The sequence below is a fragment of the Micromonospora pallida genome (genome assembly GCF_900090325.1).
GTDB lineage: Bacteria > Actinomycetota > Actinomycetes > Mycobacteriales > Micromonosporaceae > Micromonospora > Micromonospora pallida.
On sequence record NZ_FMHW01000002.1, the window covers coordinates 378,588 to 399,416 of the forward strand.

Sequence of the window (20,829 nt, forward strand, 5' to 3'; positions counted from 1 at the left end):
CGGCGCTCGGGTGGCGGGGCCGGACGGCCCCGCCACCTGCGCTTCGGGCTACTTCGCCTCGTCGTCGAGGAACTTCTGGAACGCCTCGTTGGCCGCGTCCGCCGAGGCGGCCGAGTCCTTGCCGGTGATCGCGTCGACGATCGGCTGACCGACGATCTCCCGCGCCTGGGCGACCTTCACCACCAGCGGACGGTCGTGTCCGACGCCGTTGGCGGTGCTGGCCGTGGTGGCCTCGGCGAGGTCCTTCGGGAAGGTTGCCGTGCCCTCCGGGTTCGCCCACACCGAGGCGCGGGCGCCGGGCACGCCGGCCTTCTGCTGCGCCAGTGCCTGCTCCTTGCCGGCCGCCCACTGGATGAACTTCCAGGCGTTGTCCTGGTTCTTGGAGGCGTCGTTGATGCCGAGCGCCCAGGAGGGGATGTTGTACGGCTTGGAGCCGGCCGGGCCGGCGGGGAAGGCTGCGAAGCCGACCGTGTCGGAGACCTTCGACTTGGCCGGGTCGGTGGCGTTCTTGTAGAGCGAGTTGGCCTCGGTGTAGAACGCCGCCTTGCCCTGAGTGAAGATCGCCATCGCCTCGGACCAGCTCATGTCGGTGCTGACGTTCTCCGGGCCGTGCTCCCGCAGCAGCCCGCCGTAGTAGGCGTACGCCTGCTTGGCCTGCTCGGTGTTGACCGAGGCCTTGCCGCTCGCGTCGACGAAGTCGCCGCCGAAGCTGTAGAGGAAGCTGGAGAACTGCGTCACGGCGGCCGCCTTGCCGGTGCGGGACACGAAGCCCGCCACGCCCGGGTTGTCCGCCTCGACCTTCGCCGCCTGCGCCTTGAGTTGGTCGAGGGTCGTCGGCGGGGCGGTGAAGCCCGACTTCTCCAGCAGGTCCTTGCGGTAGTAGAGGACCTCCTGCTCGGTGATGATCGGTACGCCGACCACCTTGTCCTCGTGCGTGGTGGCCTGCACCGGTCCGGCCTGGAAGTCACCGAACTCGAACGCGCCGTCCGACTTGGCCTTGTCGGTCAGGTCGGCGAGGTACTTGTTCGAGGCGAACAGCTTCCCCTCCTGCAACGGCCGGTACATCATCACGTCGAGGTCGCTGGACCCGGCGTTCAGCTTGACGTTGTACTGGTCGGAGAGCTGGTCCTCGCCGAGCTGGGTGACCTCTACCTTCAGGCCCGACTGCTTCTCGAACTCCGGCAGGGCCTTCTTGATGTTCTCGCTCCACACGTGGTTCACCAGCGTCACGCGCACGGTGTTCGACGCTGCGGCGTCGTCCCCGCCGCCGCAGGCGGTCAGGCCCAGGGTGATGGCCGCCGCCAGGGTGGTGCCGATGACTGCTCGACGTCTCACGTCCAACTCTCCTTATGCCGTGGCCGCGTTGGGGGCCGGCCGCCTGCCGGGGGGACGTGTCCGTCGTCTCGACGGTCGCCACCTGGCGTTTTACGTCCGCTTAACAACGGGATGCTAGGCCGAAAAAGCAGATTTATTCAAGGGGTAGACCCAACTGATATGCTCCAACCCGTGGAAGAGTCCGCCCCAGGGGCGGCAGTCGCCCTCGTCGTCCCGGTCGAGGCTGGTCTGCACGCCCGGGTCCTCGACAACCTCGGCACGGCCATCTGCGGTGGCGAACTGCGACCCGGGATGGTCCTCAACATCGACGACCTGGTCGACCGGTACGCCGTGTCCCGATCGGTCGTCCGCGAGGTGCTGCGGGTGCTCGCCTCGATCGGGTTCATCGAGACCCGTCGCCGCGTCGGGGTCATGATCCGGCCGAACGACGCCTGGAACGTCTTCGACCCGCAGGTGATCCGCTGGCGGCTCGCCTCGTCCGGCCGCATCGCCCAGCTCCGCTCGATCACCGAGCTGCGTACCGCCGTCGAGCCGCACGCCGCCCTGCTCGCCGCCGCACGGGTCGGTCACGACGAGGCGAGCGACCTCGTCGGGCTCGCGGCCAAGATGTGGGCCGCCGGAAAGGCCGGGGACGAGGAGCGCTTCCTCGAACTGGACATCGAGTTCCACCGGCGGATCCTGGTGGCCTCCGGCAACGAGATGTTCGTCCGGCTACAGGATCTGGTCGCGGAGGTGCTGACCGGCCGCCACCAGCACCACCTCATGCCGCACCAGCCGCACGAGCAGGCCCTCCAGTTGCACGCGGAGGTGGCCCAGGCGATCCAGCGACGCGACGGCGAACGTGCCCGCCGGGCCATGGTGCAGCTCATGGAGCAGGCCTTCCGCGAGATGAGTGCGATCTGGGAACAGACCGGCGAGCCCGGCGGCCACTGACCGCCCGGCCCCGCCGGTCCCCGTCCTGATCCGCTCCGGTCGTCAGGGCTCGCGTCGCCGGACGACCAGCACGGTGACCAGGGTGGCCACCAGCGCCCAGCCGGCGTACGTGGCCCACGCGCCGCCGACCGTGGCCCGGTGGGCGATGTCCACCCAGGGGGGTGCGTCGCCGCGCTCGATCAGACGTTGCCAGGCGGGCACCGGCATGGAGTGCCGGAGCAGGGCGGTCCACCGTTCGTCGTCGTCGACCGCAGTGGGCAGCAGGAGCAGGACGGTCGCGGCGGTGACGATCGCGGGCGCGGTGTGACGCACCAGTGCGCCGAGCCCGGCGCCGACGAGAGTGCAGAGCGGGACCAGCAGCGCGGACGCGACGATCGCCCGCAGCGCGCCCGGCTCACCGACCGACATGCCACCCCGTCCGGCCAGGATCGCCTGGGAGACACCGAAGGCGGTCGCCGAACCGAGTAGCCCCAGGGCCGTGGTGGCGGCGGTCAGCACGGCGAGTTTCGCGGCGGCCACGGACCCGCGCGCCGGGACCGCCGCGAAGGTCGTCCGGAACATCCCGGAGGCGTACTCGCCGCCGACCGCGACCGCGCCGAGGCTGCTCGCGGCGAGCACCACGAAGAGCGGCGTCTGCTGGGGGAACGCGTCCCACAGGGGGTTCAGCACGTCCCGACGGTCAGCCGGCCAGTCCGCCCACCGGCGGCGGGTGTCGAGGCTGGCGTGGACAGCGAACCCGACCGTGGCGAGCAGGATCAGCCCGAGGGCGCCCCAGGTCGACCGGAGCGACCAGAGCTTGATCCATTCGGCGGCGACCAGGTCCTGGAAGCGGACCGGCCCGGTCGCCGTGGCCGGGCGGGTGTCGCCGCTGCCCCGAGCAGCGTCGACGCCACCCCGGCCGGCGGCGGTGTTCCGGTGGTCGGCGGTGGTCATCGGGCCACCTCCCCGGCGCGGTGCTCGACGCTGGTCGCGGTCAGCGCCATGAACGCCTGTTCCAACGAGGGGGTACGGGTCACCAGCTCGTGCACCGGGATCCGGTGGGCGGCGGCGAGGTCGCCGACCCGTGCCGCGCTCAGGCCGGTCACCGTGACCGTCCCGTCGTCCTCGGCCCGGACCACGCCGCCCTCCGCGGTCAGCCGGGCGGTGAGCGCGCCTTCCTGCGGGGTGCGGACGGACACGGTGCTCCCACCGCTCGTCGCGGCGAACTCGGCGAGGCTCTGGTCGGCGAGGAGCCGTCCCCGGCCGATGACGACGAGCCGGTCGACGCAGTGTTCCATTTCGCTCATCAGGTGGCTGGAGACGAAGACCGTCCGTCCCTGACCGGCCAGCTCCCGGAACAGGCCGCGCACCCAGCGCACCCCCTCCGGGTCCAGCCCGTTGAACGGTTCGTCGAAGAGCACCACCGGCGGGTCACCGAGGAGCGCGGCGGCGATTCCGAGCCGTTGCCGCATGCCGAGTGAGAATCCGCCGACCCGCCGCCGGGCCACCCCGGCGAGGCCCACCTCGCGCAGCGTCGCGTCGACCCGGGAACGCGGGATGCCGTTGCTGCGGGCCAGGGCGCGCAGGTGTGCCTCGGCACCGCGTCCGCCCTGCACGTCGGCCGCGTCGAGGAGCGCGCCGACGTGGCGCAGCCCGCGTGGCCGGTCCCGGAACCGGACACCGTCCACCGTGACGGTGCCGCTCGTCGGCGCGGTGAGACCGAGGATCATGCGGAGCGTGGTGGACTTGCCGGCCCCGTTGGGGCCGAGGAATCCGGTCACGTGACCGGAGCGCACGGTGAGGGTCAGGTCGTGGACGGCCGTCGTGCGGCCGTACCGTCTGGTCAGCGAGGTCAGTCGGATCATGTGGTCCAGGCTGTCGGGCCGCCCCCGCCCGGTCGTCGGGCTGGCGGCCACATCCGACCACCGGCGGTACGCCCCAGGGCGTACGCCCACGGGCCGATGTCCACCCCGGCCCGGCCTGGCTACCGTGTGCGGCATGCCTGTCGCCGTGCCGCCGCGCCGCCTTCCGGCCGTCCTGTCGTCGGTGCTGCCCTGGGTGGGCGTCGCCGCGCAACCCGTCGTCGTGCTCTACGCCCCAATGGCGGAGACCGGCGGCGGACTCGGATTCGGCGACTGGTGGATCCCGATGCGCTACCTGCTGCCGGCCCTGGTGGTCGCCCTTCCCGCCGGTCTGTTGCCGCGACGCCCCCTGGTCGCCCTCGGGCTGATGCTCGCCGGAGCGACCGTGGTCACCCTGACGGTCAACTCCGCCGAGGCCAGCTATCTCTCCGACATCTGGTACCTGCAGTTCCTCGTGGTGGACGTGACGGTGGGCGTGGTCACCGCGAGCCGCTCCCGCCGGCTCGCCCTGCCGGCCACCGTGCTGGTGCTCGTGGTGCAGATCGTCGTGGCCTTCGTCAACCCCGGCACGGACCCGGTGAACCGCGCCGTCCTCTCGATCCTGGCGATCGTCACCGCCGCGACGGTGGGCAGTTCGGTGCGGGCCCGACGCCGTTACGCCGCAACGCTGCGGTCGCACGCCGCCGCCGAGGCGGTCACCGCCGAGCGGCTGCGCATCGCTCGGGAACTGCACGACATGGTGGCCCACAGCATCGGGGTCATCGCCATCCAGGCCGGTGTGGGCGCCCGGGTCATCGACACCCAGCCGGCGCAGGCGCGGGCCGCGCTGCGGACCATCGAGGCCACCAGCCGGGACACCCTCGCCGAGCTCCGGCGCACGCTCGGCGCGTTGCGTCGCCCGGCGTCCGCGTCGTCGCTGGATCCGACGCCCGGCCTGGACGACCTGGACCGGCTGGTCGCCGCCGGGGCGGACGCCGGGGTCCGGGTCGACCTGCGCCGGGTCGGGCGGGCCGAAGCCGTACCGGACGACATCGGCCTGGCCGTGTTCCGCATCGTGCAGGAGGCGGTCACCAACGTGGTGCGGCACGCCGGCACCGACACCTGCCGGGTGGTGGTCGAGCAGCGTGCCGACGAGTTGGGTGTGGAAGTGGTGGACGACGGCCGGGGTGGGCCGGTCGGCGGCGAGGGGCACGGCATCGTCGGCATGCGGGAGCGCGTCGGGCTGCTGGGCGGTCAATTCACCGCGGCTCCCGGTCCCGATGGAGGTTTCCGGGTCGCCGTACGGCTGCCCCTGCCGGCGGCGGTGACGCGGTGACCGCGCCGGGGGAGACCGCCGGGACCGGGTCCGGTCGGATCCGGGTGTTGCTCGTCGACGACCAGCCGCTGGTCCGCGCCGGACTGCGGGTGCTCATCACGGACGCGCCCGACATCGAGGTCGTCGGCGAGGCGGGCACGGGCGCGGACGCCGTCCGGTTGGCCCGTGACGTACGGCCCGACGTGGTGCTGATGGACCTGCGGATGCCCGGGATGGACGGCATCCGGGCCACCGCGGCGATCACCGCGCAGGGCGGTCCGAGCCGGGTCCTGGTCCTCACCACCTTTGACGACGATGACCACGTGCACGCCGCGTTGCGGGCCGGGGCGAGCGGCTTCCTGGTCAAGGACATGGCCCTCGACGACATCCTCGGCGCGATCCGGGTGGTGGCAGCGGGTGACGCCCTGCTCGCGCCGGGCGTCACCCGTCGGCTGGTCGCCGAGTTCGCCCGACGTGCCGCGCCGGCTGCCCGCCCCCGGCCCCTCGACGGGGTGACCGGGCGGGAACGGGAGGTGCTGACGCTGGTCGGTCGGGGCCTGTCCAACAGCGAGATCGCCGCCGAACTGGTGATCAGCGTGGCCACCGCGAAGGCGCACGTCGGACGCCTGCTCACCAAGCTCGGCGTCCGGGACCGCGTGCACCTGGTCATCGCCGCCTACGACGCCGGCCTGGTCACTCCCGCGGGCTGACCACCGCGATGCCGGACCTGGTCACCCCGGCGGGCTAACCGTCCCGGCTCCGGCGCGTCGGCGGGCGCGTTCGGCCCGCCACCAGGTGTGGCCGAGCGCGACGGTGGCGACCAGACCGAGCCCGGCGGGGGTGACGGTCAGCCAGTTCACCTCGTCCGGCGTGCTGGCCGCCGCGCCGAGCGCCGCGTAGCCGAAGGCGGTGGGCGCGGAGGCGAGCACGCTGCCCACCAGGAACGGCAGCAGCCGTGCGCCGGTGGTGCCGTAGCCGTAGCTGACCAGCCCGAACCCGGAGATCGGCAGCAGCCGTACGGTCATCACGCCCAGCACGCTTTGCCGGGTGAACCAACCGTCCAGCCGGGCGAGCCGGCCCCGGGTCCGTTCGGCGACGAAGTCCCGGCCGAGGACCCGGCCGACCGCGAACCCGAGCGCCGCCGCGAGCAGCGCCGCGCCGAGGGCGTACCCGGCCCCCGCCAGGGAACCGAAGAGCGCCCCCGAGGCCAGCGTGACGAAGGTACGCGGCACCAGGGCGACCATCAGCAGCGCGCCACCGACGATGGCGGCCACCGGGGCGGCCCGGCCCAGCCGGTCGGCGTGCGCCGGCAGCTCGGCCAGTTCCGGCCGGGGCACCAGCACCAGCAGCAGCGCGAAGCACCCCAGCAGGAGCAGCAGGGACGCGAAACGGACGGCCGACCGCTGCCCGAGCAGCCGCCGGACCGTCGGGATCATGGTCGGGCGGCGGCCACCGCGGCCCGGCGTTCGCCACGCAGCCGATCGGGCCAGGTGTCGTCCAGCGGCGGGAGCTGGTGCGCCCCGGTGGCCCACCTCAGCAGCAGGTCGGCCAGGGCCGGGTTGCGGGCCAGCGCCGGACCGTGCGAGTAGGTGCCGAGCAGCTTGCCCCGCCAGGCGCCCTCGGTCTGGCCGTCGTTGCCCACCCCGGCGGTGACCCGGGCCAGCGGGGCGACGCCCGGCCCCAGGTGGGTCCGTCCGCCGTGGTTCTCGAAGCCGCTCAGGGACGGGATGCCCAGCCGTGGGTCGATCTCCCCGGCCAGCTCGCCGACCGCCCGCGACGGACCCCGGTCGGACTCCAGGTCGAGCAGGCCCAGCCCCTGGCAGCGGGCGCCCTTGGCGAAGAACGAGGTGCCGAGCAGTTGGTAGCCGGCGCAGACGCCGAAGACCACCGAACCCTGGGCGACCGCGCGGTGCAGCCCGCCGTCGGCGAGCATCCGCTGCGCGCCGAGCGCCTGTGGGCCGTCCTCGCCGCCGCCGATCAGGTAGATGTCGGCGGCGGTGGGCAGCCGCTGGTCGGAACGGACCTCGTAGACCTCGACCGGCATGCCGCGCTGCCGCGCCCGGCGGGCCAGGATCAGCACGTTGCCCCGGTCGCCGTAGGTGGAGAGCAGGTCGGGGTAGATCCAGACGATGCGCAGGCTCTCAGTTGACACGGTCCAACTCCGCTCGGATGTCCTGGAACGCGGTGTAATTGGCGATGACCTCCAGCCGGCCCGGCGGCACGCTGCGGACCGCCTCGCCGAACGACCGGACGTGCTGGAACGGCACGTCGTTGACGTCGAGGCGGACGGCCAGGTCGAAGGCCCGGTCGCCGGTGATCAACACCTGCCGGCCGCGCAGCGGGGCGAAGTCGACGTCGAACAGCCAGGAGGTGTCCAGGCCGTCGGGGTCGCGGGCGTTGATGGAGAGCAGTGTCGGCGCGTGGTCGGCCATGTCGAAGGCCTCCAGCCAGCTCGCCGGGTTCTTCGCCAGTAGCAGCCGGATGTTGCGCCCGTCCCGGTCGACCTGCGCGTACCGGCCGGCGATCGAGGTGACCGAGCCGAGCCGGGAGACCGCGTCCACCGGACGGACGCCGAACTCGGCGGCGACGGCGAGGGCGGTGGCCGCGTTGCCGAGGTTGACCCGGCCGGGGAGCTGGAGGACGACCTTGTGCCACGCGCCGGTCGGGTCCACCACGCCGTCGTCCTCGACCACCCAGTGCGGCTGTGGCCGGCGCAGCGGGCAGCCGGTGCACCACCACTGCTCGCCGTTGCGCTCGATGGACGACCCGCACTCGGGGCAGACCCACGAGTCGTCGTGCCACCGTTGGCCGGCGCTGAACCAGGTCACCGCGGGTGGGGTGATCCGGTGGTCGTGGCTGGCCGGCGGGGTGGCCGCCCAGACCACCATCGGGTCGTCGGCGTTGGCCACCACGCGCAGCTCCGGGTGGCGGACCAGCGCGGCTCGCCAGAGCTGCGCCATCATCGCCACCTCCTTGGCCCGGTCGAGCTGGTCCCGGGAGAGGTTGAGCAGGGCCACCACGTGCGGCTCGGTGGCCTCCATGACCTGGGCCAGGTAGTGCTCGTCCACCTCGAGCACCGCGTACGGGGTGCTGCCGGCCTTGGCCAGCGCGGAGGTGTGGCCGGTGGGCATGTTGGCCCCGAAGGAGTTGGTCGCGACGGTGCCGAGCACGCCGACCGCCGCGGCGGTGAGCCGGGTGGTGGTGGTCTTGCCGTTCGTGCCGGAGATCAGGGCGATGGCCCGCCCCGCCGAGAGGTGGGCCAGCAGGTCCGGGTCGATCTTCAGGCCGATCCATCCGCCGATCACCGAGCCGTCTCCACGGCCCGCGGCCCGCGACAGTGCCGCGGCCGTACGCGACACGGAGCTGGCCACCTTTGCCCGTAGGGGCATCTTCGCGTCCGTCACCCGAGCGAGGTTACCGGACCGGTCACTCCGTCAGATCGTTGCCGACGGTGAACCGTTCGGGCGGGGACCTCCACCTGCCGGGGTGGCTGCTCGGCCGGGCGGACGCGGGCGCTCCGCCGCCCGGCGACGGCCCTGTCGCCGGGCGGCGGCGGGTTGCCCGCCGGGCGGGTGGATCTTGGTCCACCGGATGGAGTCGATCAATGTCGGAAAACGGACGTGGCCGACGGGCGGTTCCACCCCTCCACTTCGCTCCACCCGCTCTGACGTGCGGTTTTGTCTTTTCGCGCGACGCGCCGAACGGTCGATTCTGGTTGCGGGTGGAGGGAAGTGGAGTAGAGTGGAGCGCATTGGTGAGGCCGGGAGGGCCCACCGGCCCGGGGGGTCAGCGGCGCCGCGAACGCCGCCGAAGGGCGAGGGGGTTGGGCCGTGTTTCTCGGCACCCACACTCCACGCCTGGACGACAAAGGCCGGTTGATTCTTCCGGCGAGGTTCCGGGACGGACTGGCGGGGGGTGTCGTGATCACCAAAGGGCAGGAGCACTGCCTCTACGTCTTCCCCGCGCCCGAGTTCCAGCGCATCGCCGACCAGTTGCGTCAGCAACCGATGACGCACAAGGCCGCGCGGGCGTACAGCCGGGTCTTCTTCGCCAGCGCGCACGACGAGGTTCCCGACAAACAGGGTCGGGTCACCATCCCCGCTCACCTGCGTGCGTACGCAGACCTCGACCGCGACCTGGCGGTCATCGGCGCGCATACGCGGGTGGAGATCTGGAACCGCTCGACGTGGGACACCTACCTCGAGGCGAACGAGGAGGAGTTCTCCGACATCTCCGAGGGGGTGTTGCCCGGCGGTCTGTAGGGCGTGCGACGACGCCCGACGTACTGCGAGATCTCCAGCCGCTTCGCGTTCCTGGCGCCCCTTCCCCGGTGCCAGGGGCACGATCCGGTCTCCTCGAGCCGCGGTCGGGGAGCGGGCGGGAGCGGATGGGGATCTGGCGGTACGAGGGGTGTCGGAGCGCCGACGCAGACAACACGAGAGAGAAGGTCCGGTACCAGTGGGGGTCGACATGGGGGAGTTGCGTGGCACGCACGTGCCGGTGCTGCTCGAGCGGTGTCTCGAGCTACTGGCCCCCGCGCTGGACCGGCCCGGGTCGACGGTCCACGTCGACGCCACGCTGGGACTGGGCGGACACGCCGAGGCGGTGCTCGAGGCGCACCCCCGGACCACGCTGATCGGCCTGGACCGGGACACCGAGGCCCTGGCGCACGCCCGGGCCCGGCTGGCCCGGTTCGCCGACCGGGTCCACCTGGTGCACGCGGTCTACGACGAACTACCGGACGTCCTCGACCGGCTGAAGGTGCCGGCCGTCGACGGGATCCTGTTCGACCTCGGCGTCTCCTCGTTGCAGTTGGACGAGCCCGACCGGGGCTTCGCCTACAAGCAGGACGCCCCGTTGGACATGCGGATGGACCAGACCCGGGGGACGACCGCCGAGGACGTGGTCAACACCTACGCCCATCCGGACCTGGCCCGCGTCCTGCGGACCTACGGCGAGGAGCGGTTCGCCGGGCGGATCGCCTCGGCGATCATCCGGGAGCGGGAACGGTCGCGGATCACCTCGTCGGCCCGGCTGGCCGAACTGGTGGTGGAGGCCATTCCGGCACCGGCCCGACGAACCGGCGGACACCCGGCAAAGAGAACGTTTCAGGCTTTACGGATCGAGGTAAACAAGGAACTGGCGGTGCTGGAGACGGCACTGCCGGCCGCGCTCGACACGCTGACCGTGGGTGGCCGCATGGTGGTCCTGTCCTACCACTCGCTGGAGGACCGGCTCACCAAGGCGGCGCTCGCCGATCGGGCCCGCACTCGGGGTCCGGTGGACCTCCCGGTCGAACTGCCCGGCACCGGCCCGACGTTCCGGCTGCTCAGCCGGGGCGCCGAGCTGCCCGGGGAGGCGGAGGTCACGGCGAACCCACGGGCCGCCTCGGTGCGGCTGCGGGCTGCGGAGCGGATCGACCCCGACGCGGAACGCCGGGAAGGTGCCGGACGCGAACGGTACCGCCGGCGGGTCAGGGCGATGCACCAGGGGGTGGGGTTGACCAAGGGTTCCAGTGTGGACCCGGGGTCGGTCCCGGACGACGGCAGGACGACGGACGAGGAAGAGGGGGAGGGATCATGAACGTCAACAAGCGCGAGCGCCGGGAGCTCCCCGGCGCGGGGCAGCGTACACCGCGGTCGGGGGGCCGGACCGCGGCGGCGCGGACCACGCGGGTCGGCGCCGGTGCCACCGCATCGGACCGTACCCAGCGACCGGGTGAGACTCGCGCCCGGGGGGCGCGCGAGTTCCCGACCCAGGGCAGTGCCGCGCTGCGGCCGCAGGAGCGCGCCACCGGCGGCACCCGGCCGACCGCGCCGCGGCTGCGGGTGGCACCGCCGCCGCCGGTCTCCGTGCCGAGGGCGCCCTTCGTGGGGATGGTCCTGGTCCTGGTGGTCGGCGGGGTGCTCGGCATCCTGCTGGTCAACACCAAGATCAACGAAAACGCCTTCAAGCTGGAGAAGCTCCAGCAGCAGCAGGCCAAGCTCGACGTCGACCAGCAGCAGTTGGAGAAGCGGATCGCCGAGTCCGAGGCGCCGGGCAACCTGACCGCCGAGGCCCGCAAGCTGGGGCTGGTCGAGTCGGACGATCCAGCCTTCATCCAACTGCCGGACGGCCAACTGATCGGCGTACCCCGCCCGGCGGGCGGCCAGCCGGCCATCACCAGCCAGCAGGGCGCGGGAGACTGACCCGTGGCCCCGAGACCAGAGGAACCGCGCCGGGACGCCACAGGCTCCCGGCGCGGTTCGTCGCGTGCCGCCGGCAACCGGGGCGGCGAGCCACGTGAGCCGGGCGTCGGCGGGATCTCCGACGCACGCTCGTACACGCCTCGGGGTCGTACCGTCCGGGAGAGCCGGGAGGAGCGCGACGAGCGCGCGGGCACCGCGCGGGCCGGTGACCGCGCCGCCCGCCAGCCGGGGCTGCCCGGCCGCAGCGAGCGCGAGGAGCGCACCGCCGCCGCCCGCCGTACCACCCGCGCGGACCAGCGCCGCGCCCGTTCCGCCGATCCGTTCCGCCCGGCCCTCCAGGTGCTCGACGGAGGCCGGGCCACCGCCGGACGCACCGGTCGCCGGGCTGCCCCGACCACCCGCGCCACGGTGATCCGTACCGTCGAACCGGCCGACACCCGGGCCGCCCGGGGCGACGAGCCGCCACCCCGCCGCCGTACCCCCCGGCCGGCGTCCACCGCGCGGCGCCCCAGCCGCAAGCCCCGCCGTCCGCTCCTGCTCGCCGACCCGCGCCGCCGGCTGCGGCTCGGCACCGTCCTCACCCTCGCCCTGTTCGCCGTCATCGGCATCCGGCTGGTCGCGCTCCAGGCCGTGGAGGCGCCCGCGTACGCCGGCGGCGGGGTCACCGACCGGCTGCGGACGGTGGACTTGCCGGCCCCGCGCGGGGCGATCTACGACCGGAACGGCAACGTGCTGGCGCACAGCGTCGAGGCCCGGTACGTCTTCGCCGACCCGACCCGGGTCGAGGACGTCCCGGCCACCGCCAAGGCGCTCTCCCCGCTGCTCGGCATCCCGGTGTCGGAGTTGGCGGAGCGGATGGCCCCGCGCGTCCGGCCGGGCGGCACCCCGTCCGAGTTCGAGTACCTCGCCCGGGGCGTCACCATCGACACCGCCAAGAAGATCATGGCGCTGGACCTGCCCGGCATCGGCGCGCACCGCGACGAGCGCCGCGAGGTGCCCGGCGCCGACCTGGCGGCCAACCTGATCGGCTTCACCAGCCAGGAGATGGTCGGGCTGGAAGGGCTGGAGGCCCGCTACGACGACCTGCTCGCCGGCGTGGACGGCAAGCGGATCTTCGAAGGCGGCGCGGGCGACCTGAACGCGCCGATCCCCGGCGGCCGCAGCGAGACCACCGAGGCGAAGCCGGGCAGCTCGCTCACGCTCACCCTCGACTGGGATCTCCAGTACCGGTTCCAGGAGATCCTCAGCGACCAGATGGCCAAGGTCAGCGGCAGTACCGGCGCGGCGGTCGCGATGGACATCCGGTCCGGCGAGATCCTGGCCCAGGCCAGCCACCCCACCTACAACGCCGCCGACCCGAGGAAGAGCAAGCCCACCGACCGGACGGACGCCGCCACCAGCTTCGTGGTCGACCCCGGCTCGGTGCACAAGGCGATCACCTTCGGCGCAGCCCTCCAGGAGGGCGTGATCACGCCCGACACGGCCTTCCCGGTGGCGAACGTCATCGTGAAGGGGGACACCCCGTTCCGCGACACGCACAAGGCGAACGGGCGGACGATGAGCCTGGCCGGGATGATGGCGTACTCCTCGAACGTCGGCACGATCACGATCGCCGACCGGCTCGGCAAGGAGAAGCTGTACGAGTACCAGCAGCGGTTCGGCCTGGGCAAGCCGACCGGGGTGGGCATGCCCGGCGAGGCGTCCGGCCGGCTGCTGCCCCCGGCGGAGTGGAGCGACTCGTCGGCCGGGTCGGTGCCGATCGGGCACAGCGTGGACGCGACCCCGTTGCAGATGGCCGCCGTGTACGCGGCGATCGCCAACAACGGCACCTGGGTCCAGCCCCGCCTGGTCAAGGAGACGATCGACTCGGAGGGCAAGCGCACCCCGACCGAGCCGTCGGCCACCCGGCCTGTGCTCAGTCCGGAGAACGCCAAGGCGCTGCGTACCATCCTGGAGGCGGTGACCACCGTCGAGAGCGCCACCGGCCTCACCGCCGCCGTCCCCGGCTACCGGATCGCCGGCAAGACCGGCACCGGCTGGCGGCTGGTCGACGGGAAACGGCAGCCCGGCGAGGTCGCCTCGTTCATCGGCATGGCCCCGGCGGAGAACCCGCGCTACGTGATCGCCGTCTTCGCACACACCCCGGGCGGTGGGGGCGGCGCGATCGCCGGTCCCGCCTTCCGGGACATGATGGGCTTCACCCTGCGCCACTACAAGGTGCCCCCGACTGCCGAGAAGCGACCGGAGTTCACGGTCTATCCGCGCTGACCAGGCACATCGGGACATCATCGGTGAGTGGGGACGAACCACCGGGGCGGCTGTGCGGCCCCCAGCGACCGACCGGGTAGGGTCTGACGCCGTGTCCGGCAATCCACGCCCCCGTACCGTGATCGGAGTCCGGCTCGGCGAGCTCGCCGCCCGGCTCGGTGTCGAGCCGCCGGCGCAGGCCGCGGACGTGCCGGTGACCGGGGTGACCCACGCCAGCCAGGAAGTCCGCCCCGGCGACCTGTACGCCGCGCTGCCTGGCGCCCGTCGGCACGGCGCGGAGTTCGCCGCCGGTGCGGCGGCGGCCGGGGCGGTGGCCGTGCTGACCGACGAGGCCGGGCGGGCGGCAGTGGCCGACACCGGTCTGCCGGTGCTGGTCGTCGCGGACCCGCGCGATGCGCTCGGCCCGCTCGCCTCCGCCGTCTACGGCGACCCCACCGAGGGACTCACCGTCATCGGGGTCACCGGTACCGCCGGCAAGACCTCCACCGCGTACCTGGTCGAGTCGGGGCTGCGCGCCGCCGGGCACACCACCGGCCTGATCGGCACCGTGGAGACCCGCCTCGGCGACCTGGTGGTGGACAGCGTCCGGACCACTCCGGAGGCCACCGACCTGCACGCCATGCTCGCCGCCGCCCGGGAGCGCGGGGTGACCGCAGTGGTCATGGAGGTGTCCAGCCACGCGCTGGCCATGGGACGGGTCGGCGGCGTCCGGTTCGCCGTCGGCGGCTACACCAACTTCGGCTCCGACCACCTGGACTTCCACGCCGACTCCGCCGACTACTTCGCCGCGAAGGCCCGGCTCTTCGACGGCCGCTGTGCCACCGAGATCCTCAACCTCGACGACCCGGCGCTGCGTCCGCTGTTCAGGTCGGCCACGGTCAGCTATTCGGCCGCCGGTGACCCGACCGCCACCTGGTGGGCCTCGGACGTCGACGACGCCGACTACGCCCAGCGGTTCACCGCGCACGGCCCGGACGGGCTGACCCTGTCCGCCGGAGTGGCGCTGCCCGGCCGGCACAACGTCGCCAACGCCCTGCTCGCCCTCGCCAGCCTGGTGGCCGTCGGGGTGGACCCGGCCACCGCCGCCGCCGGGGTGGCCGACTGTCCGGGCGTGCCGGGGCGGCTGGAGCTGGTCCGCGCGCCCGGCCCGGTGAAGGGCGTGGTCGACTACGCGCACAAGCCGGACGCGATCGTGGCGGCGCTGACCGCGCTGCGTGAGCTGACCGTCGACGGTGGCCGGCTGATCTGCGTCATCGGGGCCGGTGGCGACCGGGACCGGGGCAAGCGCCCGGTGATGGGGGCGGCCGCCGCACAGGGCGCCGACGTGGTCCTGGTGACCGACGACAACCCCCGCACCGAGGATCCGGCCACGATCCGGGCCGAGGTCCGGGCCGGCGCCGAGACAGCGGCCAGCGCGCCGGACGCCCGGCCGGTGACCGTCCGCGACGTGGCCGGCCGCCGGGCTGCCATCGACGAGGCGGTCCGGCTGGCCGGTCCGGGCGACGTGGTCGCCGTGCTCGGCAAGGGGCACGAACGCGGCCAGGAAATCGGCGGCGAACTGCTGCCGTTCGACGACCGTACGGAGCTGGCCGACGCGCTGCGGGCCCGCTTCGCTGACCGGGTGGGGCAGTCGTGATCGCACTGACGCTGACCGAGGTGGCCGCCGCCGTCGACGGGCGACTGGTCGCCGGCGACCCGCAGGCCACGGTGACCGGCCCGGTCGAGTTCGACTCTCGCAAGGTGCGCCCCGGCGGGCTGTTCGTCGCGTTCCCCGGCGACCAGGTCGACGGGCACGACTACGCGGCCCGGGCGGTGGCCGACGGCGCGGTCGCCGTGCTCGGCACCCGCGAGGTGCCCGGCGTGCCGATGGTGCTGGTCGCCGACGCGCTCGCCGCGATGGGGCGACTGGCCCGCGCGGTGGTGGACCGGCTGCCGGGGCTCACCGTCGTCGGGGTCACCGGCTCCTCCGGCAAGACCAGCACCAAGGACCTCATCGCCCAGCTCGCCGTCCGGCTCGGCCCGACGGTGGCCCCGCCGGGGTCGTTCAACAACGAGCTGGGCCACCCGTACACGGCGTTGCAGGCCGGGCCGGAGACCCGGTTCCTGGTGCTGGAGAAGGGCGCCCGTGGGGTGGGGCACGTCCGCTACCTCTGCGACGTGGTGCCGCCCCGGATCTCGGTGGTGCTCAACGTCGGGGTGGCGCACCTCGGGGAGTTCGGCTCCCGGGAGACGATCGCCCTGGCCAAGGGGGAACTGGTCGAGGCGCTGCCGGTCGACGGGCTCGCCGTGCTCAACGCCGACGACCCGCTGGTGGCGGCGATGGCCACCCGTACCCGGGGCCGGGTGGTCCGCTACGGCGAGGCGGTCGACGCCGACGTGCGGGCCACCGACGTGACGCTGGACGACCGGGGACGCCCCTCGTACACGCTGGTCACGCCGGAGGGCAGCGCCCCGGTGCGGCTCGGACTGACCGGCCGGCACCAGGTCTCCAACTCGCTGGCCGCCGCGGCGGTGGCCCGGGAGCTGGGCATGCCCCTGGCCGACCTGGCCGAGGCGCTCGGCGGGCTGGGGCTGGTCTCGACCCGGCGGATGGACGTCTTCGACCGCCCCGACGGGGTGACGGTGATCGACGACTCGTACAACGCCAACCCGGCGTCGATGGCGGTCGCGCTGCGCGCGCTGGCCGGCATGCGGCGGGACGGGCGGACGATCGCGGTGCTCGGCTACATGGCCGAACTCGGCCCGTTCGAGGTCGACGGGCACCAGGAGGTCGGCCGGATCGCGGCCGAACTGGGTGTCGACCGGCTGCTCGTGGTGGGCGAGGCGGCGGCACCGATCCAAGCAGGCGCGACAGCGGTAGGGAACTGGGGAGGAGAATCGGTGTTGCTCACCGATCAGGCGGCGGCCGTCGAGGCGCTCCGCAGTGAGCTACGGCCAGGGGACGTGGTCCTGGTGAAGGGCTCCCGGTACCGCACCTGGGAGGTGGTCGACGCGCTGCGTGTCGGCACCGGAGGTGAGAGCGCCTCATGAGGGCCGTCATCGTGGCCATCGGGGTGGCCTTCCTGGTCTCGCTGCTCACCACCCCGATCGCCATCCGGGTGTTCACCCGGCTCAAGGCCGGGCAGCCGATCCGATCCATCGGCCTCGCCAGCAACCAGGGCAAGAAGGGCACGCCCACCATGGGCGGCGTGGTGTTCATCGTCGCGACGGTCATCGCGTACGTCGCCGGGCACCTGGCCCTGACCACCCTGCCGGACCAGCAGATCGCCCAGGTCGAGCCGACCATCACCGCGCTGGTGCTGCTCGGTCTGATGGTGTTCTCCGGCGCGGTCGGCTTCATCGACGACTTCCTCAAGGTCCGCAAGCGCAACAGCGGAGGCATGAGCGCGCGGGGCAAGCTGCTCGGCCAGATCCTGGTCGGCGCGGTCTTCGGGGTGGTGGCGCTCTACTTCCCCAGCAGCATGACCGACGCGAGCGGCGCGATCACCAACGTCGAGACCGTCGGCAGCACCACCCTGAGCTTCATCCGCGACATCCCGGCGCTGGACATCGGCAAGATCGCCTCGGTGGTCATCTTCATCTTCGTGGTGATGGCGGCGACCAACGGCGTCAACCTCACCGACGGTCTGGACGGCCTGGCCACCGGCGCGTCGGTGATGGTGCTCGCCGCGTACGCGCTGATTGCGTTCTGGCAGTACCGGCACTGGTGCGCCGACCCGAACTACACCGAGGACTACTGCTACACCGTCCGGGACCCGCTGGAGATCGCGCTGATCGCGGGCGCGGCGGCCGGCGCCTGTGTCGGCTTCCTCTGGTGGAACACCTCACCGGCCCGGATCTTCATGGGCGACACCGGCGCGCTCGGCCTGGGCGGGCTGATCGCCGGCATGGCGATGTCCACCCGTACCGTGCTGCTGCTGCCGATCATCGGTGGGCTCTTCGTGATCATCACCATGTCGGTGGTCATCCAGATCATCTCCTTCAAGACCACCGGCAAGCGGGTGTTCCGGATGTCCCCGCTCCAGCACCACTTCGAGTTGGCCGGCTGGAGCGAGGTCAACATCGTGGTCCGGTTCTGGATCATCGCCGGCATCGGGGTGGCCATCGCGCTCGGCCTCTTCTACAGCGAGTTCCTCGCCAACGTTGGCGGCTGACGCCCGTCGGGTGGTGACGCCCCGTCGGGTGGTAGCAGGGGTCCCTTGTTACGCAAAAAGCGGTAGCAGGGGACCCCTGCAACCACCCCGGCGCGGCAGCCGACACGCCGAGAGTCGGGGGTTCCGCGCGAAGCCGGCGGCACCAGCGGCGATGATGGGCGGGTGGGGGAGGACAGGGAAACCGGCAGGACGGTCGACGGGCAGTCGCGCGGCAGTGTCGCGGGGCGTACCGCCGACCCGCCCGCGCCGCTGCGCGGGCTGGACGCCGTCGGCGGGCTGGCGGCGTTGCGCGGTCTGCTCGCCCGGCCGCTGGCCTCGTACTACCTGCTGATCTCCAGCGCCGGCCTGCTGCTGGTCATCGGGTTGACCATGGTCTTCTCGGCGACCAGCGTGAAGGCGTACGCCGAGCAGGGGAACGCCTTCGCCGCGCTCACCAAGCAGGCGATCTTCGCGGTGGTCGGCATCGTGGCCTTCTGGGCCTGCCAGCGGCTGCCGGCCCGTACCTTCCGGGTGCTCGGCGGACCGCTGCTGGGGTTGTCGGTGGGGCTGCTGGTGCTGCTCAACCTGCTGCTGGCGTACGGCCGGCTGTTCAACACCGATCCGAAGATCGGCCCGTTCGAGGCGGAGCTGCTCTGGCTCTACCTCGGCCCGATCGGGTTGCAGCCCTCCGAGTTGGCCAAGTTCGCCATGGTGCTCTGGGGCGCCGACGTGGTCGCCCGCAAGGGCGTCAAGCTGGGCTGGTGGAAGGAGCTGGCGACCCCGCTCTTCCCGGTGGTCGGGTTGCTCTTCGTCCTGGTCGGCTACAACGACCTGGGCACCATGCTCTGCCTGCTGGCCCTGGTGATCGGACTGCTCTGGGCGGCCGGGGTCCGTAAGCGGGTCTTCGCCGTGCTCTCCGTGGTCGGTCTGATCGGTGTGGGCCTGCTGGTGGCGGTCGCCTCGCTCGGCGCCGGCTCCGGCGAGAAGGGCGAGGAGAACTACCGCCTTGCCCGGCTCACCTACTTCATCAACCGGCCTCCCCCGGACCAGTGTGGCGATCCTTGCTACCAGGCCGACCAGGCCCGCTACGCCATCGACCTGGGCGGCTGGTTCGGCACCGGGCTCGGCCAGAGCCGGACCAAGTGGAACTGGCTCCCCGCGGCCGACAACGACTTCATCTTCGCCATCATCGCCGAGGAACTCGGGGTGGTCGGCTGCGTCGTGGTGCTGGTGCTGTTCGCGGTGCTGGCGTACACCGGGCTGCGCATCGCCCGCCGGGTCGAGGACCCGTTCCGGCGGCTCGCCGCCGCCGCCGTCACCACCTGGCTGGTCAGCCAGGCCGTGATCAACATCGGCGGGGTGGTGGGGCTGCTGCCGATCACCGGCCTGCCCCTGCCGTTCATCTCCGACGGTGGCAGCGCCCTGGTGGTCACCCTCGCCGCGATCGGGATGCTCGCCTCCTTCGCCCGCGCCGAGCCGGACGCCGCCCGAGCCCTGCACGCCCGTCCACCGGCCAAATGGGTCCGACTAGTGTGGGCCCCGTTGCCGCCGCTTCCCGGCCGGCGTCGCCGGCCGGCGACGCCCCCGGCCGCCCGTGGGTCCGTACCCCGGGCGCGGGCGCGGCGGGAAGACGACGACGAGGAGACCGTGCCGCGTGTCCGGGGCACCCGGGCGCGTGCCGGATCGGCACGGGAGAGGAGACGCTGATGGGTCCGCTGCGCTCGGTGGTGCTCTGTGGAGGGGGCACCGGGGGGCACATCTACCCGCTGCTCGCCTTCGCCGACTGCCTCCGCCGGCACGACCCGAACGTCCGGATCACCTGCCTGGGCACACCCAAGGGCCTGGAGAACGAGCTGATCCCGCCGCACGGCTACGACCTGCGGACGATTCCCGCCTACCAGCTGCCCCGCTCGGTCAACATGAACCTGGTGAAGACCCCGACGCGGATGTGGACCGCGGCCCGCGCCGCCGGCAAGGTGATCGACGAGGTACGCGCCGACGTGGTCGTCGGCTTCGGCGGGTACGTCTCGGTGCCCGGCTACCTCGCCGCCTGGCGGCGGGAGCTGCCGATCGTCATCCACGAGGTCAACGTGCCGCCGGGCGTGGCCAACCGGCTCGGCATGAAGTTCACCCGGCACGTGGCGGTGGGCTTCCCCCACCAGCCGGTGCAGGCCGAGGTGCTGAGGGACGCCCGCGTCGTCGGGGTTCCGCTGCGCCGGGGCATCGCCGGGCTGGACCGGGTCGCCTACCGCAACGCCGCCCGGGCCCGCTTCGGACTCCGTCCCGACCTGCCGGTCCTCTTCGTGGCCGGCGGCTCGCAGGGGGCCCGTTCGATCAACCTCGCGGTCTCCGGCGCGGCCAAGGAGCTGGCCCGCTACGGCGTGCAGGTGCTGCACGTGATCGGCGCCCGCAACGAGCCGGTGCCGATCCCCTCCGACCTGCCGGTGCCGTACGTCACCCTGCCCTACCTGTCCGAGATGGAGCTGGGCTACGCCGCCGCCGACCTGATGCTCGGCCGGGGCGGCGCGATGACCTGCGCCGAGGTGGCCGCGATCGGGCTGCCCACCATCTACGTGCCGTACCCGCACAGCAACCAGGAGCAGAAGCGCAACGCGCTGCCCGTGGTGGAGGCCGGTGGCGGGCTGCTGGTCGACGACGGTGAACTCACCCCGGACTGGCTGGAGCGGACGGTGATCCCGCTGATCCGCGACCCGCGCCGACTCGCCGAGATGGGCGCCGCCGCCGCCAACTACGGCCGCCGCGACGGCGACGAGGCGCTGCTCCGATTCGTCCACGAGGCGGTGGCCCGATGACCCGGGCGATTACGACGGAAGGCA

Annotated in this window: 18 protein-coding genes; 12 read left to right on the forward strand and 6 right to left on the reverse strand. The window is 73.0% G+C overall.

Annotation, left to right across the window (positions count from 1 at the left end; translation table 11 throughout):
- Positions 1–48 precede the first annotated feature (48 nt).
- Entirely contained in the window at positions 49–1,335 is a 1,287-nt protein-coding gene (locus GA0074692_RS01895; RefSeq protein WP_176738257.1) for an ABC transporter substrate-binding protein, read from the reverse strand.
- Positions 1,336–1,506: 171 nt separating this feature from the next.
- Here GA0074692_RS01895 and GA0074692_RS01900 point away from each other — a divergent pair, with 171 nt between their 5' ends.
- Positions 1,507–2,268, forward strand: coding sequence for a FadR/GntR family transcriptional regulator (locus GA0074692_RS01900; protein ID WP_245730067.1), 762 nt, complete (start codon positions 1,507–1,509; stop codon positions 2,266–2,268).
- Between the two features lie 42 nt (positions 2,269–2,310).
- Here the strand turns inward: GA0074692_RS01900 and GA0074692_RS01905 are convergent, their stop codons facing one another.
- Positions 2,311–3,201, reverse strand: a complete 891-nt coding sequence (locus tag GA0074692_RS01905; RefSeq protein ID WP_176738258.1) for an ABC transporter permease — start codon at positions 3,199–3,201, stop codon at positions 2,311–2,313.
- Complete coding sequence (locus GA0074692_RS01910) at positions 3,198–4,112, reverse strand: ABC transporter ATP-binding protein (protein WP_176738259.1); 915 nt, start codon at positions 4,110–4,112, stop codon at positions 3,198–3,200. The genes GA0074692_RS01905 and GA0074692_RS01910 overlap by 4 nt, the downstream gene beginning before the upstream one ends.
- A gap of 133 nt (positions 4,113–4,245) precedes the next feature.
- On the opposite strand from GA0074692_RS01910, the gene GA0074692_RS01915 reads away from it, so the two are divergent.
- Together GA0074692_RS01915 and GA0074692_RS01920 are read left to right on the forward strand one after the other, a co-directional pair.
- Positions 4,246–5,424, forward strand: a complete 1,179-nt coding sequence (locus GA0074692_RS01915; protein ID WP_091638770.1) for a sensor histidine kinase — start codon at positions 4,246–4,248, stop codon at positions 5,422–5,424.
- Positions 5,421–6,113 carry a response regulator gene (locus GA0074692_RS01920; protein WP_245730069.1) on the forward strand — a complete coding sequence of 231 codons (693 nt, stop codon included), beginning with the start codon at positions 5,421–5,423 and terminating at the stop codon, positions 6,111–6,113. The genes GA0074692_RS01915 and GA0074692_RS01920 overlap by 4 nt, the downstream gene beginning before the upstream one ends.
- A 21-nt stretch (positions 6,114–6,134) precedes the next feature.
- Here the strand turns inward: GA0074692_RS01920 and GA0074692_RS01925 are convergent, their stop codons facing one another.
- From GA0074692_RS01925 to GA0074692_RS01935, 3 genes are read right to left on the reverse strand one after another with little or no spacing between them, the layout of a single operon-like run.
- A complete protein-coding gene (locus GA0074692_RS01925) occupies positions 6,135–6,839 on the reverse strand; it encodes a TVP38/TMEM64 family protein (RefSeq protein ID WP_091638771.1) in 705 nt (234 codons plus the stop codon).
- Complete coding sequence (locus GA0074692_RS01930; protein ID WP_091638772.1) at positions 6,836–7,555, reverse strand: type 1 glutamine amidotransferase; 720 nt, start codon at positions 7,553–7,555, stop codon at positions 6,836–6,838. Before GA0074692_RS01930 ends, GA0074692_RS01925 begins: the two co-directional genes overlap by 4 nt.
- A complete protein-coding gene (locus GA0074692_RS01935; protein WP_091652374.1) occupies positions 7,545–8,792 on the reverse strand; it encodes a MurT ligase domain-containing protein in 1,248 nt (415 codons plus the stop codon). The genes GA0074692_RS01930 and GA0074692_RS01935 overlap by 11 nt, the downstream gene beginning before the upstream one ends.
- 441 nt (positions 8,793–9,233) lie before the next feature.
- Here GA0074692_RS01935 and mraZ point away from each other — a divergent pair, with 441 nt between their 5' ends.
- The 9 genes from mraZ (at position 9,234) to murG (ending at position 20,805) form a co-directional block, all read left to right on the forward strand.
- Positions 9,234–9,665, forward strand: coding sequence for a division/cell wall cluster transcriptional repressor MraZ (gene mraZ / locus GA0074692_RS01940; protein ID WP_091638773.1), 432 nt, complete (start codon positions 9,234–9,236; stop codon positions 9,663–9,665).
- Between the two features lie 208 nt (positions 9,666–9,873).
- Positions 9,874–10,986 (forward strand): 16S rRNA (cytosine(1402)-N(4))-methyltransferase RsmH, encoded by a 1,113-nt coding sequence (gene rsmH / locus GA0074692_RS01945; protein ID WP_091652379.1) that lies wholly within the window; start codon positions 9,874–9,876, stop codon positions 10,984–10,986.
- Positions 10,983–11,591 carry a cell division protein FtsL gene (ftsL, locus tag GA0074692_RS01950; protein ID WP_091638774.1) on the forward strand — a complete coding sequence of 203 codons (609 nt, stop codon included), beginning with the start codon at positions 10,983–10,985 and terminating at the stop codon, positions 11,589–11,591. Before rsmH ends, ftsL begins: the two co-directional genes overlap by 4 nt.
- 3 nt (positions 11,592–11,594) lie before the next feature.
- On the forward strand, positions 11,595–13,859 hold the full coding sequence (locus GA0074692_RS01955; protein WP_091638775.1) for a peptidoglycan D,D-transpeptidase FtsI family protein: 2,265 nt from the start codon (positions 11,595–11,597) through the stop codon (positions 13,857–13,859).
- Between the two features lie 91 nt (positions 13,860–13,950).
- The gene (locus tag GA0074692_RS01960; RefSeq protein WP_091638776.1) at positions 13,951–15,495 is read left to right on the forward strand and encodes a UDP-N-acetylmuramoyl-L-alanyl-D-glutamate--2,6-diaminopimelate ligase; all 1,545 of its coding nucleotides are present in this window, start codon (positions 13,951–13,953) and stop codon (positions 15,493–15,495) included.
- A complete protein-coding gene (locus GA0074692_RS01965; protein WP_091638777.1) occupies positions 15,492–16,889 on the forward strand; it encodes a UDP-N-acetylmuramoyl-tripeptide--D-alanyl-D-alanine ligase in 1,398 nt (465 codons plus the stop codon). The genes GA0074692_RS01960 and GA0074692_RS01965 overlap by 4 nt, the downstream gene beginning before the upstream one ends.
- The gene (gene mraY / locus GA0074692_RS01970; protein ID WP_091638778.1) at positions 16,886–18,013 is read left to right on the forward strand and encodes a phospho-N-acetylmuramoyl-pentapeptide-transferase; all 1,128 of its coding nucleotides are present in this window, start codon (positions 16,886–16,888) and stop codon (positions 18,011–18,013) included. Before GA0074692_RS01965 ends, mraY begins: the two co-directional genes overlap by 4 nt.
- Before the next feature lie 276 nt (positions 18,014–18,289).
- Positions 18,290–19,699, forward strand: coding sequence for an FtsW/RodA/SpoVE family cell cycle protein (locus GA0074692_RS01975; RefSeq protein WP_091652383.1), 1,410 nt, complete (start codon positions 18,290–18,292; stop codon positions 19,697–19,699).
- On the forward strand, positions 19,699–20,805 hold the full coding sequence (gene murG, locus GA0074692_RS01980) for an undecaprenyldiphospho-muramoylpentapeptide beta-N-acetylglucosaminyltransferase (protein ID WP_091638779.1): 1,107 nt from the start codon (positions 19,699–19,701) through the stop codon (positions 20,803–20,805). Before GA0074692_RS01975 ends, murG begins: the two co-directional genes overlap by 1 nt.
- The last annotated feature ends 24 nt before the right edge of the window (positions 20,806–20,829 follow it).

Coding starts and splice junctions, on each gene's coding strand:
- GA0074692_RS01915 (WP_091638770.1), top strand. CDS start 4,246: ATGCCTGTCGCCGTGCCGCCGCGCCGCCTTCCGGCCGTCCTGTCGTCG.
- mraY (WP_091638778.1), top strand. CDS start 16,886: ATGAGGGCCGTCATCGTGGCCATCGGGGTGGCCTTCCTGGTCTCGCTG.
- GA0074692_RS01905 (WP_176738258.1), bottom strand. CDS start 3,201: ATGACCACCGCCGACCACCGGAACACCGCCGCCGGCCGGGGTGGCGTC.
- GA0074692_RS01910 (WP_176738259.1), bottom strand. CDS start 4,112: ATGATCCGACTGACCTCGCTGACCAGACGGTACGGCCGCACGACGGCC.
- GA0074692_RS01925 (WP_091638771.1), bottom strand. CDS start 6,839: ATGATCCCGACGGTCCGGCGGCTGCTCGGGCAGCGGTCGGCCGTCCGT.
- murG (WP_091638779.1), top strand. CDS start 19,699: ATGGGTCCGCTGCGCTCGGTGGTGCTCTGTGGAGGGGGCACCGGGGGG.
- ftsL (WP_091638774.1), top strand. CDS start 10,983: ATGAACGTCAACAAGCGCGAGCGCCGGGAGCTCCCCGGCGCGGGGCAG.
- rsmH (WP_091652379.1), top strand. CDS start 9,874: ATGGGGGAGTTGCGTGGCACGCACGTGCCGGTGCTGCTCGAGCGGTGT.
- GA0074692_RS01935 (WP_091652374.1), bottom strand. CDS start 8,792: ATGCCCCTACGGGCAAAGGTGGCCAGCTCCGTGTCGCGTACGGCCGCG.